The sequence below is a fragment of the Amycolatopsis sp. A1MSW2902 genome, assembly GCF_017312175.1.
Classification (GTDB): Bacteria; Actinomycetota; Actinomycetes; order Mycobacteriales; family Pseudonocardiaceae; genus Amycolatopsis; species Amycolatopsis nivea.
Map to the genome: position 1 here is coordinate 2,242,979 of NZ_QJPO01000001.1, position 15,189 is coordinate 2,258,167.

The following is a 15,189-nucleotide window of genomic DNA, read 5'->3' on the forward strand; positions in this document are numbered from 1 at the left end:
GCGTCCGATGAATCTACCGGGCGGGCTTCACTCATGGCTGGGACTTCCTTGCGCCAGTTCGGCCAGTTCAGCGGCCTGGCGAGCGGACGCCGCGCGTTCCTCCGCCTGGTACCGGCGGATGGCTGCGGCCGTATGCCAACGGTCCAGCCAGCCCAGCCCGACGACGCTCAGCCGGTGCGGCCTCGGGCGCGTCCTCGGGCCGTCGAGGGCATTCCGCAGCGCAGTGCGGAAGGCGGCCGCGGGCAGATCCTTCGCGGCCAGTTTCTGGATGACGGCGGCCAGGTCGCGGGCGTAACCATCGGGGTTCGGACGGTTGGCGAGCCGGGTGAGTTCTTCGAGCAGCAAGGCTCGGCCGCCGGGGGCGCTCAGGACGGCGTCCAGGGCGCCATGCCGTTCCAGGACCTCGACTGCCTCGGCGATCCGCGTGACGTCCGCGCCGTCTCGGGTCGCTTGGGCGAGGTCGGAGAGCACTCCGGCGGCGTCCGGCTTGCCCAGCAAGGTGTCGGTCACGCCGTGCAGATGGAGGACGGCGTGCTGCTCGGCCAGGTCGGCGTGTTGCGGGGACAGCGCGGCGAGTTCGCGGGCGGCGGTCCAGATCAGGTCCGGTCGTTCGTGCCGCGCGACGTCCTCGGCGAGGGAAGCCGCCGATTCGCCGCGGCCGAGTTCCGCGAGCACCCAGCCGAGCAGCTTGGCGGTGCCGTCCCGGTCGTTCAGCGGGATCGGCCCGGCCGGCGGCGTCGGACGGAACCACCAGCGGTGCGTGGCGGTGCGTACCAGTTCTTCGATCATCAGATCCGCGTCGGGGGTGCCGCTGAGCAAACGGTCCGCAGTCGGGTGTTCGCCCGCGGGCAGCCGGACGGCGTCGGCTGGACGGTCTGTGCCATCAGTACGCAACTGTTCGGTGAAGTTCCGGATCGCTGTTGCGTCAGTGGTCAAGAAGGACGATCCATTAGGGACGGACACATCGGACGGTCCGTAGTGGACCCCCACGGTACGGCCGTCAGGTGTCCATGGCCGAGGTGTCGCGGGTGCGGGGGAGTCGTCCAGGCCGCGGAAAACCTTCGGCGTTGGCGTGCCAGTCGACATACCCGGGCCGAAAGCGATCCTGACTTGACCGTCCCCTTCGGACACTCGGATCTTCACCGGGACGCGGTCCAGCACGTCGGCACCTAAGGCGTCGGCGAGCTTCCCGGCCAATTCGCGCGCTGCGGCGGTGGCGAGCGCTCGCCCGCCCGGTCCGGTTCCGGTGACCTCGACCGGCGGGACCGGGCCGTCCGTCGAACGCAGGCGGGAGATCAGGTTATCCAGCGGCGTATCTGCCACCAGGACGGCGTCTGCGGCTTGCATCGTCGCGCCGCGCTGGACCTCGCCGAGGTGGTAGTGCACGCGGCTGTCGTCGACGGTCAGCAGCGCGCGGGCAGCGGGCGGGAGCGGAACGTCGTGCACCTTGCCGGTGTAACTGCTGCGGTCGGTCACGGTGCGGACGAGGGCGGACAGCTCCGGGTTCGCCGCGATGTAGGACAACGCCGCGTGCCACACCAGATCTGGGTCGGCGTGCCGGCGCACCGCGGGTTCGACCGCGGTCAGATGCAGGTCACCGTCCCGGTTGTGCAGGCCGCGCACCAGCGTCTGGATCACGCGCTGGGTTAGCTCCAGCGTCTCGAACCGGTCCGCCAGCGGGGCCGGATCGCCCTGCGGCGGCAGGAGCCAGCTGTGGTCGCTGTTCATCCGGATCTCCGTCATGCCCGGGAGTTCGAGCGCGGAGCTCAGGCCGATCCGCCGGGCCGTTTCGGTCATCGCGACCGGGCCGGAACGGTACATCACCGACTGCCGGTGTACCCGGCCCAGCGGCGTGGCGAAGAAGCCCTGGCCGAGCGAGTCCACTTCGCGCGGCATCAGATTCGCTTGCGTCTGCCCGTAGTTGTCCCGCAGCTGGTCCAAATAGGACGAGGCGAACGGGTGTCCTTTCGACATGGTGAACGCCGAGTTCGCGATGTTCCCGCCGACCCGGTGCACCGCGTAGCCGGCGTCGGACTCGGCGGCGCGGACGACGTCGTCCAGGCCGTGCACGACATTGTCGCCGTCGGTGTAGAGACCGCCGAACCGGTGCATCAGCTCCAGCCGCAGGATGTCGCTCGCCGCCGCGAACCCTGGGCCGGTCTGTTTGGCCACTTCGGACAGATAGAACTCCTGTGTCCGCATGGGATGCTCGCTGGTGAACACTTCGTCCACATTGACCAGTTGGACGCGGTGCTCGCCGGCCCAGCGCAGCAGGTCCCGGACGTCGTGCAGCGGATCCGGGCCCTCTTCCGGGGCGGTGGTGGTCAGAGCCAGTTCGGTTTGCCAGCGCGGGACGTCCGTCCACAGTACGGGGACGATGCCGTCGCCGAGCCGGTCCGCCGCGTCGCCGAAGTTGCGGCGGAAGGCGTGCATCGTGCCGGTGTCCTTGAGCGGTCCGCCCAGCCAGATCGAGTGCATCAGCAAGGGGGTGGACGTCGTCTTGGCGAGCGGTTCGACGTTGCCGGGCGCCCATGTGGACAGTTTCTCGTCGGGTCGTTCCTTCTCGAGGGTCCAGTCGCGATTGTCGTCCAGGTTGGCGGGATCGAAGTGTTCGCTGCTCAGCTGGTAGCCCTTGGCGAGGTCCAGCAGGTCCAGGAAGCTGATGCCCTGTCCGGCGGTGAGGGTCCGGAAGTCGTGTCCGCGCAGGAATTCCGGCGGTTCCGGGGCGCGGTACAGGCCGAACAGGTCTGGTCCCAGCAACGGCGCTGGCGCCGGACCGTTGACCGCGGTCTGCCGAAGGTCTGCCACGAGGTCCTCGGGCGAGGAATAGCGGGTTTCCTCGACGGGCGGCGCGCTGTCTGTTGTGGACTGCACTGAAGGGTCGCCGAAGGTGTGGAAATGCCCGCCGTCGGTGACTGCGGTGAAGCTGTCCTTCGCGCCGATGGCCTTGCCGAGTGTCGCCGAATCCCGGCCGAACAACGCAGGCTTGGTCGGCGCGTGCACTGTGGACGGACCGCCGAGTTCGCTGAGTGCTCGCTGGAAGTCGTGGGCCAGGCCGCCTGGTCCGTCGGTCTGGCCGGTGCTGCACGCGATGAGCGTGACCGAATGGGACTGCGCCAGCGGCGCGGCCTGCGCGACGATCCGGGCGAACGTATCGCCGTCGACTCGCACAGTCTTGCCGCCCAGCAAAGTCACCTTGACCGACTGTTCGCGTCCGTGGGCGAAAACGAAGAGGGAGTCGTCGTCCCACGGTGCCGCGGTGTGGTCGGCCCACTCGCCGAACCGGCGGCCGGACAGTTCCGGCGTGGCCCCGTTGGCGTTGGCCTGCTTCAGAAGCGGATCGAACTTCTCCGGCGTCGCGCCCTCCGGAAGGGTGCTGACCGTACCGGAATTGCTGGCTACCCAGGCTCGTTCGACGCTTTCGGTGTGCTCGTTCGCCGGAAGGAACGAGACAGCACGAACCCGGCCGGAGGCGTCGGTGATCTGGCGGACCTGAATGTCGTGCGGGTCGAAGCTGTACGGCCGGTCGGTGTCAGTGTCCCAACCGGACACTGTGTCGTTCGCTTCGACAGTGCCTTCGCGATGTTCTTCGACAGTGTTCTCCGCCGGACGCGGCCAGGTGTGCGCGTTGAGCTGGCTGTCCACTTCGGACTTAGCCTGCCACCATTTCCGCAGCGCCTCGTCGGCTTTGTCGCGGGCTTCCTGGATCCGGTTGGCCGCATCGTCCTGCCGCGCGGTGTGGTCGGTGTGATTGTTGCGGTACTCGTCCAGCACAGCCAGGATTTCCGCGGCGCGATCCTGCGCGGCCTGCCGCTGCTGGACCAGGTTCGCCTGCTCGTTCCGGATCTGCTGGACCTGCCGTTGCGCGTCCCAGGCCCTCGCGACCAGATCGCTTTGCTCGACAGAACCCGGTTCCTCGCCGAGAGCCAGCGACAGAAGCTGCTCGTCGAGTTCGTTGAGCCGGGTGATCTCGTCATTGCCTGCGCGCAAGGCTTGGCCCACGTCGCGAGCTTCGTTCTGCGCCGTCTGTACGGCTTGCCGCATTTGCTGCACGGGATTGCCGTCGGCCGGGAGGTGCAGCCCGCGTGCGCCGTCGGTCGTAGTGCGGACGTTGTCGTTTTCGGACAGCCACGCATCGTCGTAGTCGCGCTGTGCCTTTTCGAGTTCCTCTTCCGCCGTGCGCCAATCCTCGGCGGCCTTCTTCACCGCGTCCTGCGCCGAGGTGAGCGTCTCCGGCAAGGGCTGGCCGAGCGACTGTTCCAGGTCCGTTTCGCTCATCCGCGTCCGCGACGACTGCGGCACCCGCACCTCGACCGCCGCGGTCTTGCCGTCGACCGTCGCGACGATCCGGTACTCGACGTCGAACCCGACCAGCCCGGTCCGGCCCTTGTCCTTGCCGACGACGGACCGCTGCGCCGCGGCGGTGCTGGACGTCGGATCGCTTTGCCCGACCGGGCCGCGCACGTCGAGCCCGCCCCAGGCATGCGTGTTCCGGCCCGGGTCGGTGATGCCGCCGGTGCCGATATTGCCCTGCTGTTCGCCGGTGACCGTTTCCTTGGCCTCGCCGGTGAAAGTGGATCCGGATTGGTCCGAACGCTCCAATTTGACCGAATCGCTCAGTCCGGTCAGATCCGGTTTCACCACGCGGGTGTAGACCTTCACCGAGGCGTGGCTGCTGCCGGTTACCGCGGAGGAATGCAGATCCGGGGTCGCGAAGGGTTTGCCGACCATGTTCGGCAGATGCGCTTGCAGCGTTTCGTTGGTGATTGAGGACGAGAGCGTGTTGTGCGCGCCAGTGCCGGGTCCGGTGAGGCCGTTGCCCGCGCCGGCGAGCCGCAACGCGCGGATGGCGCCGGCCCGCACATCCGCGGCGCCACGGATCCCTTCCACGGTCGAAGACTTCGGCAGGGGACCGAAACCTTCCTGCTGCCACGCTTGGAGACGGTCCTGAGTGGACTCCGTGGCGCTGAGTTCGGTCGTCCGCGATCCGTACAGTTTGGTGTGGTACTGCTCGTCGCCGGAGATCCGGTGGTCGTCCGCGGACGACCGCGACGTCACGGTCGCCTCCTGCGAAGCGACCGGGTAGGTGCGCCCGTCCCGGGCGACGACCAGCTCGAACTGGACCTGGTGCTGGTACCGCGCCGACGGTCCGCTCGAGGAGGAGGTCAACGCGGTGGTCGTGGTCTTGGCCTCGACGGTCTGGTCGGTCTTCGCGCGAGTCCCGGTAGCGCCCAGGTACGCGCCGTCGTAGCCACTGACCTTGGGCTGGCTGTCCTGGAACAGCCCGCGGCCCGCGCCTCGTACTTGCCCGCCGTAAGACGAGCCGTGGCCGGAATTCTTTTTGTCCGTCTGGGTTGAGTTGACGACGTGGTCGACCTCGCTGCCGTCGTGCTTCACGCCGAGGAACTGCGTGTCGAGGATCTTCGCCTTGAGCAGCAATTGGTAATTGTCGGTCCAGAGCACGCCCGCGTCTTGTGCCAGCAAGGACACGCCGCCGTCGAGTGCACCGTCCACAAGGGACGTGACCGCTTCCGGTGAGGCAGTGTCGAGCGTGCGCTGGAGGTTGTTCATCGAATCGTTCAGCACCGATTTCGGCAGCAGCCTGTCGCCGAGTTTGCCGAGCTGCTGCCGAGCGTCCTGGACCAACTTCGTCAGGTTGGGTGCGTCTTCCAGCACCGCTGAGCCGAGCGAACTGGACTTGCCGCCCACCAGCGGCGGAGCCGAAAGTGTGCCGGGCGCCGGGGTGCGCGGTTCGACCGGCGGCAGCAATCCTTCCGCGCGTGCCTCGTCCTCGGTCATCGCCACGAAGACCGAACCTGGCAGATGAACGTCCGCGCCCGCGCGCGAAATCGATCCGTTGACCAGGCCTTCCTGGCGGCTTTCCGCGATCAGCCGGACGTTCGAATCGTACTGCACCAGCACGGTGCGACTGTCCGAAGAGGACCGGTTGGTGTGGTCGATGCTCGCGGTGATCTCCTGGGACGAACCGGAGCTGCGCTGCCAGGGGCTCCATTTCGCGGTGCCGAAGAACTGGCCCTGCCCGTGGGTGTCGCTGCCCGGCGGCCGGATGGTGAGGCCGAGTTGCACGTTGGCTTCGACGGATTGCTTGTGCGTGCCTTCGTAACTGGCTTTCGAGCCGCCGGAATACGTCCGGTCGCCGCCGCCGGTTTCCGAAACCGCGACGAGCTTCGGATTGCTCAGCGAGACGCCCACGCCGAGGCCGCCGACTCGGTCCGCGACGCGGCGGTCGTAGCGGAATCCGTTCGCGGTACCGCCCTGTTTAAGCAGCTTCGGCGTGAGGCCGCGGAAGTTTTCCGGAGAGAACATCCGGTCCACGCGGGCGCGCGCCTCGCTGCCCGGCAGGCCGAGCACCGCGTCGCCGCCGGCCGCGCGCTGGAGCTGTCGCAGCGCCTCGTCCCGCAGTGCCTCGGTGTTCGCAAACGCTTCCACGTGCAGGAATTTCGGCGGCGTCTGGTTCTGCTGCTGGGTCAGCAGGTCGTCGATGCTCGGCGTTTCGTTCGGCGACATCGAGACGACACCCGGCTTGCCCGGCTTGAATTCGGCCGGGTCCTTGCTGAGCGCGGCCCCGTCGTTGATCCACAGGTCGACTTTGCCGTCGATCTTCGGCAGGCCGGGATCGCCGGTTTTGGCCACTGTGGACACCTTCGGCGTGACCCGGAACGGCGAGCCGGGCGTCAGCCGCCGCACCCACGGCCGGTGGCGGGTGTAGCTGGTGATCTCGACCTCGAACTCGACGTCGTGCTCGAAGACCTGCGAATCGGGGCTGCCGCCCTTGCCGGTCGTCGTGGTCACCGTCGGGCCGCCGGAATTCTTCCAGGTCCGGTTGTCCGAGTACTGCAGCGGGCTGACGGTCGGGCTGATGCCGAGGTTCGCGCCGGCACTGGCGCCCGGAATGATCACGCGGCCTTCGAGACCGACCGACCAGCCTCGTTCGGTGGTGGTCGCGCTGGTCAGCGAGGGGCTGGTTTCGTTGCTGTTCTTGACCGAACGGCCGTCCGCCTGACCGAGGTGACGGCCAGGTCCCGGCTTCGCCTTCACCGTGACGTTGATGTATTCGTCGGTGAACAGCCCGCGCCGCTTCAACTGCGCTGAAACGCCTTGCGTGAACAGACTGTCCATTTTGCCCCGCAGCGAGGCGACCGAGAACGTGGAGGCGATCTTCCGCAGGTTCGCGAACCGCTCGGAGATGTCCCGGCTGGAGCCTTGGTTGTCGCCCTGGAATTTGTCCCAGCGGGGCAGGAACTTGTCCGCACCCGGGAGGTTCCGCAGCGCGTTTTCGATCTGCGGCTGGACGCGGGTCGCCGGTTCGAACGATCCGGGCCGCGCCGTGCCCGCCGCCATGGCCGCCGCGAGATAGGGCGGTTCGTAGCGCGCGCCGACGTCCTTGAACTTCGGCGAGGTGTTCTTCGGCACCGGAAGTCCCTGGGCTTTCGCCTCGGGCAAGCCCATTCGCGTGTACGAAGTGGCTTGGATCGTGGTCGTTTCCCCGGTTGAGGTGGTGACCTCGAGGTCGACGGTGACCTTGTACAGGCCGATGTCGCCCTTCGCGTTCACTGTGGACTTGTTGGTGAAGCTGGTGCCGCTTGTGGACTGTTGGTTGACCTTCCGGGAATAACTGCCGCTGACCCCGCCGACGCCGCCGACCGTGCCGGGTACATAGGAACCGCCGCCGAAGATCGCATTGACCTCGCCGCCGTATTTCGACGAGACGGTGGTGCTTCCGCCGTTTACCGAGGAATCGTTGAAGCGCAGTTCGCTGTCGCCAGGGATTGTGCCGAGGTATTCGACCTTCGTCGGCCGCGCCGCCAGCTGGACCGCGTCGCGGTGGGCACCATGTGGGCTGAGCAGGTCGTTCGAGACCACCGGACTGCCCTGCATCGCGGTGCCGAGCATGCTGCGCACCCCGCCGCGGCTGAGGAATTCCCGCAACGAGGTACGGCCCGGGGCGCCGAATTTGGTCACCGACGGATGCAGGTTCTTGCTCACCTGATCGAAGAGCGCGTTCTCGTCGAAGTCGACCGCTTCCGGCGAAAGGAATTCGATCTTCTTGGCCCAGTCCGGCTTCGGCTCCGCGGGCCCGACCGTCGGTTCCTGCTTCAGGTTGGACAGGTCGGTGGAGAGGACGAGTCCAACTTGTCCGTCCACTGTGGAGCCGACCAGGCCGCCGGTTTCGTTGCGCACCGTGATGCGGTAGGTGACCGGAGCGTCGGCCCGCTGCATGTCGCCCGCGGTGCGGATCACCCGCTGGTCGGTCCCGGTCGTGGTGCCGGTGTGCTCCGCGGACGGGCTGGCGAGCTGCGCGGTGCCGCCGACGGACGCGTACGGTCCGGCCGGGAACAACGCGAAGTACGAGGAGCCGACGACTTTCGCGGTAGTGTCGGTGTTCGGGCTTGCGTGGGTGGTCTTGACCTCGTTCTTGACGTCGCCGATGGTCGGTTGCGGGAGTTTGGTGATCTGGTCGGCGTTGACGGAGCTGAAGTCCGGCTCCGCGGTGACGTGCACCTCGTACCATTTCTCGCCGGCGCGCACCATTTGCTTGCGGCCGTCGCCCATAAAGGACTCGAACTCAGGGCCGGACAGGGAATCGGTGATCGCGTCGATGCCGTGTATTTGCGGCGGGTTCTGCTGCTTCGGGTTGAGGCGCTGGATCAGGTTTTCGATGCTCGTGCCGACGTCTTTGGCGCCGCGGACGTCGACCGGGACCACGGAGCCGAGCGCTTTGCCGTCGCGGACGAACTCGGGCAGCCGGTCGGCGAGGGGACGGGTGTCGGGCTCCTCCTCGGATTGCTCGTCCGCTACGAGTACGGCGTCCTGCTGGTTCTGGTTTTGCTCCGCTGTGTTCGTGGGGGCGTTGTGGTCTGGCCCGGGCTGAGCGTGGTCCTGGTTCGGTGTTTGGCTGTCGGGTTGCGGGGCCTTGATAGGGGTGTGCAGGTTCGGCCTGCCGTCCGGATCCGGCTCCGAGCGGTGGTCGTCCTGGTGCGGCGTCGGGTTCGGCGCGGGGGCGTCGCCGAGGTGGTGGTCGCGGATGTTCGCGGTGTTCGAGACCTGCTCGATCTGCGCGAGGTTGCCCGGGTTGAGCCGCGAATCGTGCCACGCGTCCGGCCCCATCACGCCAGGCTGGTCCTGGCGGTTGAAGAGAATTTCGTCGTTCTTGTAGCCGTCGCCGAGACCGATGAAGTGCATCAGCTCGTGCGTGACGCCGAAGGGCGAGTCGTGGACGTCCCAGTTGAGCTGGTTCGTGTCCGGGGTGTCGGGGTCCACAGTGGAATCGTGCACGTTGACCGGGACCCGGCGGCTGGGGTCAGCCTGCCAGCCGGTGTCGTCCGGGTGGATGTCGTCGGCGACGCGGACGTCGAGCCGGAGATGCAGCTGGTCTCCGCCGGGCAGCCGGGACGACTGGTTGACCCAGTCCTCGAGATGCTGCCGAAGGTCCTGGACGAATTGCTCTCGCTGCTGGGGCGTGACCGACCCGGAATGCGAGGTCAGGTCGATCGGGATGGTGTGCTCGCGCACCCACTGGCCCGGCGCGATCTCGAACCGGCGCACGTCGAACCGGATGTGCGCCATCGCCCCGGCGAGTTGCCCGCCCTTGAGCCCGTCGCGGTTTCCGGTGAATTGATCGGCGATCTTCTTGATCGGATCGAACCGCTCCGAGGAAAACCGCGTGACCGGCGCAGTGTCGCGACGACCGTTCCAGTCCTTCGGCCCGGGCAGCGTCTTCGGATTCGGCTTCGGCGTTTCCTTTGCCTGCCCATTGTTTTTGGGCGCAGCAGCGGGAGTCTGCGTGTTCGCCGGACGATTGCCGCTGAGATTGTCGACCAGCGCTTGCCGGGTGGCGAGCGTCAGATCGGCGAGCTTCTTGCCGTCCTCGACGTTCTCCTTCATGCCTTTGACCAGCGACATGCGCTCGTTCTTGGGCAGATTCGCGACAACCTCGGAAAACACCTCCGGCCGGTTCGGATTCGGCCCGCTCGGAGTGATCCCGTGGAACGCGGCTTTCGCGGCGATCTTCGCCAGATTGGGATCGAGCGTCGTGTGGTTGCCGAGATAGTGGCCGAGGAGGTCGGACCACGTCGTTTCGTTGGCGTGGCTTTGAGTCAGTGCGGTGATCCCGTTCGGATCGGTGCCGACCTTGCTCGCGATCCGGGTGCCGTTGGTCTGGATGGCAAGATCGGACGAGAACTTCGCGATCGCCGTCGGATGGTCGCTGTATTGCCAGCTCGGATTGCGTTGCGACAGCACTGAATCGACCAGACCCTGGCCTTCTTTGGCTCCGTAATCGAAATTCCCCGTGTTCGGATTCTTGGTGCCAAAAGTCGCGTCGTTCTCGAGCCTGTTGCCCTCCATCCGGACAAAAGTGTTCGGTTCCGGGAAGTAAACCGCCCGAGAATCGACCCCGGCGAGCGCCTGCCGGACGTCGAGATCCAGTTGCGCCGCGCGATTCGCGAGATCCCCGTCCTCGGGCCGGACGTTGTACCCGCCGCTGATCACCTCGGGCGGCCCTTCGGGGTTCTGCTGGACCACGGTATTGACCGCGTCGAACAGCGGCCCGGTGCGGGTGTTGAAGGAGTGGACGTCGGCGTCGCCGGTGTGCAGGTAGACCTCGTTGGTCCCGCCCGCTTCGCGGATTTGCCCGACGAGCTGTTCGGTGACCGGATTCCGGACCATCGTTTCGCGGATGCCGCCGTACGGGATGGTCTTCTGGTCGATGTTCGGGTTGCTCGGGTGTTTCCAAGTGAATCCGATAATCGCTACCGGGAAGCGGTTGTCCCAGGTATTCTGGAATTGCTGGATTTTCTGGTTGATCGCTTGTTCCGAGCCTGGTGTGCCGTTGATCCCGATGACCAGGCCGAACCGTCCGTCGGCGGAGTTCCCGGTGAACCCGCCTGCGTACTTTTCGGCGATGGTCTGGAGATTGTCGTCCGGAGTCGCGGCGACGGTGGCCACGACGCCGATGCTGTCCTGGTTGTTCTCGTTGCGAGTGCCGAGGTTGCCGATGATGCCGGTTTCGTGCACGACGGTGAACTTGAAGTTCTTGAGGTGCTGAGCGAAGTCGCCCTTGCCGCCGGTGACAGAGGGCTGCTTGCCGACATTCGGCCCCGGGCCGGTGGCGGGGGTCGGCTTTTTCGGTGCCGCGACCGGGGTGTGGAGGTTGCTGCTCTGGGGTTTTGCTGCGGGCTTTTTGGGTGCTGCGACTGGGGTGTGGAGGTTAGGGCTCTGGGTTGTTGCCGCGGGCTTCTTGGGTGCCGCGATCGGGGTGTGGAGGTCGCTGCTGTGGGGTGTTGTCGCGGGCTTTTTGGGTGCTGCGACCGGGGCGTGGAGGTTAGGGCTCTCGGGTGCTGCTGTGGGCTTTTTGGGTGCCGCGACGGGGGTGTGAAGGTCCCGGCGCGGCGTGGTGTTGTCACTGGAGCGCGGGGCAGGAGTGGGCTTCGTGCCGATCGGCTTCGCCGGGGAGGGCGGTTGGTTGTTCTTGGGGTCGTCCGGAGTCGGCTGGGGCTTCGCAGAGTTGGTGGAATCCCGGCCGGGGTTCGGTGATGTGGCTGCGCGCGGATGCACGGCCGGAGCCGGCTCGGCGAACGGCTTCGGCTCGGAAGCTGGCTTCGCGGGAGGTTTCGGGCTGGAATCGCTGACCGGGGTCCCGGTGGGACTGGCGGACTGGTCCGGACTTGGACTGCCGGGAGCGTTCGGCCTTGAGTTGGGTTCGGCAGCGGGGTTCGTGCCTGTCTTCGGATCCGGGTTGGTGGTCAGGTTCGGATTGCTGGCCGGGTCCGGCCGGGTAGCCGGGCTCGGGTTGGTGGCCGGGTCCGGGTGTGCAGTCGGGCTCGGGTTGGTGGCCGGATGGGGATTGGTGCGGGTGCCCAGGTTGCCAGCGTGGTTCGGGTTTGTGGCGGGGCTGGACTTGGTTGCCGGAGACGGGTCGGAGTTAGTGGCGGGATGCGAATCGGTGCCCGGGTTGGGAGTGACGTTCGGGTTGGGAGACGGGGTGAGATTCAGGTCCGCGGCGGGGCCGGGCTTCGCTGCCAGATCCGGGCTGGGGGCCGGGCTCGGGCTGGGGTTGGTGGCCGGATTGCTGTGGGCGCTCGGGTCGGCGGTGGGGCGCGGGTCCGGGGTGGGGCTCGGCTTGGTCGTCGGCTCCGGGCCGGGGGCAGGGCTCGAGACGGGTTTCGCGGCTGGGTTCGGATCGGTGCTCGAGCCCGGGTTGGTTGCCGGGTTGGGGTTGCCGGTCGTCGGGCCGGTGGCCGAGGTCCGGATGGGGTTCGGATCAGTTGCGGGGTTCGGGCCGTCGACGGTGGTTTTCGGGGAGGGGCTTGGGGTGGAGTCGATGCCCTTGACGCTGGTTGACGTCGGCGGAGGCACCGGCTTGGTCTGCTGGGCGGTCGCCGGGTCCGGGTTGGTGCTGGTGGAACTCGGGCTGGTGTTCGGGGTGCGGACGGAGTCGGGGGATGAGTTGGTCTCGGGGCCGTGCTGAGCGGACGGGGTCGGGGAGGCGGTGACGTTCGGGCCGGGCGACGAGTGTGAAGAAGCGTTGGTCGCGGGGACCGGGCCGGTGTGGCCGGACGGGTTGGGGGCGGCGTCCGGACCGGGGCGGGGCGTCGGGTTCGAGGAGCCGTTCGCCTGGCTGGTGTCGGTGGCGGGGTGCGGGGACGCGTTCTGGCCGCCGAAGCCGGGGAGCCCGGTGTCGTGGTGCGGGGTGGGCGTGTGGGTGCCGCCGGTCGCGGGCGGCGAGACAGGGTGGCCGCTCGGTGATGGGCTGGTGGCGGGGTTGGCCGGTGAATCCGCCGTCGAGGGGGTCGAGTCTCGTGGCCCGGCGGGGGTGGGTGTGGACGGTGGCGGGGTGGGGGTCCCGGTCTTGACCGAGTCCGGCGTGGACGGCGGCGGGGCGGCGTGGTGGTCGGCACCGTTCGTGCCTTGACTGGCGGGAGTGGAGCCCGGGCTGGGGTTTGTGCTGGTTGACGGGCTTGTGCTGCCACCGGGATTGGTGTTTGACCCGGGGTTCGGACTAGTGCTGGGGTTGGTGTTTGCCCCGGAGGGCGGGTTGGCGCTGGCTCCGGGGTTGGCGCCGGGGGACGGGCTGGTGCTGGTGCCTGGGTTGGTGATCGTGCTGGGCGACGGGTTGGTGCCGGGATCGGTGTTCGCGCCCGGATTCGGGGCGGAGTTCGTGCCCGGATTGGTGCTCGGGTTCCCGGTGCCTGCGTTGGGACCGGTGTTGGGGTTTCCGGCACTTGCGTCGGGATTGGTGTTGGGGTTCCCAGCACCTGTGTTGGGACTGGTGCTGGGGTTTCCGGCGCTCGTGCTGGGACCGGTGGTGGGGTTTCCGGCGCTCGTGCCAGGGCCAGTGCTGTGGCCGCCATTCGTGCTGGGGTTCTGGTCGGGGGTGGGGCTGGTGGTGTTGCTCCCGCCCTGGTTTCCGGTGCTGGGGTCGCTGCCGGGAGGGGTCGAGCCGGTGGCGGGGGTGTTGTCGTTCGTGCTGCCGGACGAACCAGCGGGGTTGCTGCCGGGTGACTGCGGCGCGGGATTGCTGGCCGAGCCGTTCGCGGGAGCGTTGCTGGTGGTGGGGTCGTTGGACGGGTTGTTCGCGGAGTTGGGGCCGCCCGTTGAAGGGGAATTGGCGCCGGGTGAGGTTGGGGTGTGGGAGCCGTTCGCTGAGCTTGAGTTGGTGGCGGGGTCTCCGGTCGACGGGTTGCCGTTCGTCGAGTGTGCGTCGGGTGTGGAGTTGGGCGTGCCGGGCGCGGAGTTCGAGGCATCGCCGGTCGTCGAGCCGTTGGGGGAGTTCTGGCTGCCAGGCGAGTTGCTGGCGGAGTTGGTGTCTGGGGAGGTGGAGTTGTTCTGGCCGACGCTGTGCGGGGCGTTGTTGCCGGAGTTGCTGGAACTATTAGCGCCGCCCGGGCCGGAGCTACCGGGGCCGTTGGCACCGCCAGAGCCACCGGCGCCGGTGCCGCCGGAGCCATGGGGATCGGAGTTGTTGGTGCCGCCGGAGCCGGAGCCGGAGCCACCGGAGCCGGTGCCGCCAGGGCCGGTGCCACCGGAGCCATGGGAACCGGAGCCGTTGGAGCCGCCAGCCCCGGTGCCACCAGGGCCGGAGCCACCGGAGCCATGGGAGCCGGAGCCGGTGCCACCCGGACCAGCGCCCCCAGGACCGGAGCCGCCCGAATCGCCAGGGCCGAGACCCCTCGGATCGCCGGATCCGCCAAGGCCGTTCGGGCCGTTGACCGGGTCCACCTTGATGTTCCCGGTCCCGTTCTCCCCGCCGGGGTCGTTCGGGCCCTTCCCCTCACCGCCGCCACCGCCGCCGGTGAGTTTGTCGTGCAGGTTCTGGCCCGCGTGATGGGCACCATGCGTAGCAGCGCCGCTGAGGCCGCCGTTCAAGGCTCCCCAGCCCAGGCTGTCCAGGTCTCCGCCGAACAGACCCGCGCCGGCCAGGCCGACTACTACCTCGGTCGCCGCTTCGACGCCGGCCGCTCCGAAGACGTTGTGGCCCCACTTGCCCAGGCCGCTGTGCGCGCCCGCGGCGAACGCGCCGCCGATCGCGCCCAGCGCGGCGTTCTGGCCGATTTGTTTCCAGTCGAAGCCGTCCCGGTTGCCCTGCGCGATCTGGATGAACTCGGCCAGCATCTCCTCCGCCGCCTCTTCCGCGGCTTCCTGCGCGGCCTCTCGCGCGACCCTCGACAGCAGGCTCATCAGGCGCGACATCAGCGAGCGTTCGATCTGCATCACCGCGGTCCGCCCGGCTGCCCAGATTCCCGGGATCAGCGGGGCGGTGAACGGGTTCGTCATCGCCCAGATCAGATCCGCTGCGGTGACCGCGATGGAGATGAGGATGCCGTATTTGGCGTTTTCCACATTCAACGCGTATTCGCGCAGGGCGGCGGCCTGCTGCTGGGCACGGTAGGAGAAACCGGCGCCCATGGTGCTGAGTTTGTTGGCGTAGTCGGCGAAGTTGGTCGCTACCTCACCGCCCACATTGGACACTACCTGCTCCGCCAGCTGGCTGAAACCGGTTCCAGCGGCGGAAATCTCCTGCGCGACCTGATCCCACTCGGCGGCCAGTTCGCGGGCTTTGTCCTCGTCGCCCTGCGGCCAGGCGTCGCCCGCGATGATGTAGAACACCCAGTTCAGGCTGGGGTCCACCATGAGACTCATCGCGGGGGCACCTCCTTGGCGCGAGGA

Annotated in this window: 1 protein-coding gene; it reads right to left on the reverse strand. The window is 67.9% G+C overall.

Going from position 1 to position 15,189, the window contains the following annotated elements; genetic code table 11:
• Positions 1–27: 27 nt before the first annotated feature.
• Entirely contained in the window at positions 28–15,162 is a 15,135-nt protein-coding gene (locus DMP23_RS10250) for a WXG100-like domain-containing protein (protein ID WP_337820912.1), read from the reverse strand.
• Between the last annotated feature and the right edge of the window lie 27 nt (positions 15,163–15,189).

What these genes read in the sequence shown, in the direction of transcription:
- DMP23_RS10250 (WP_337820912.1), bottom strand. Translation starts at nt 15,162, where the DNA reads ATGAGTCTCATGGTGGACCCCAGCCTGAACTGGGTGTTCTACATCATC.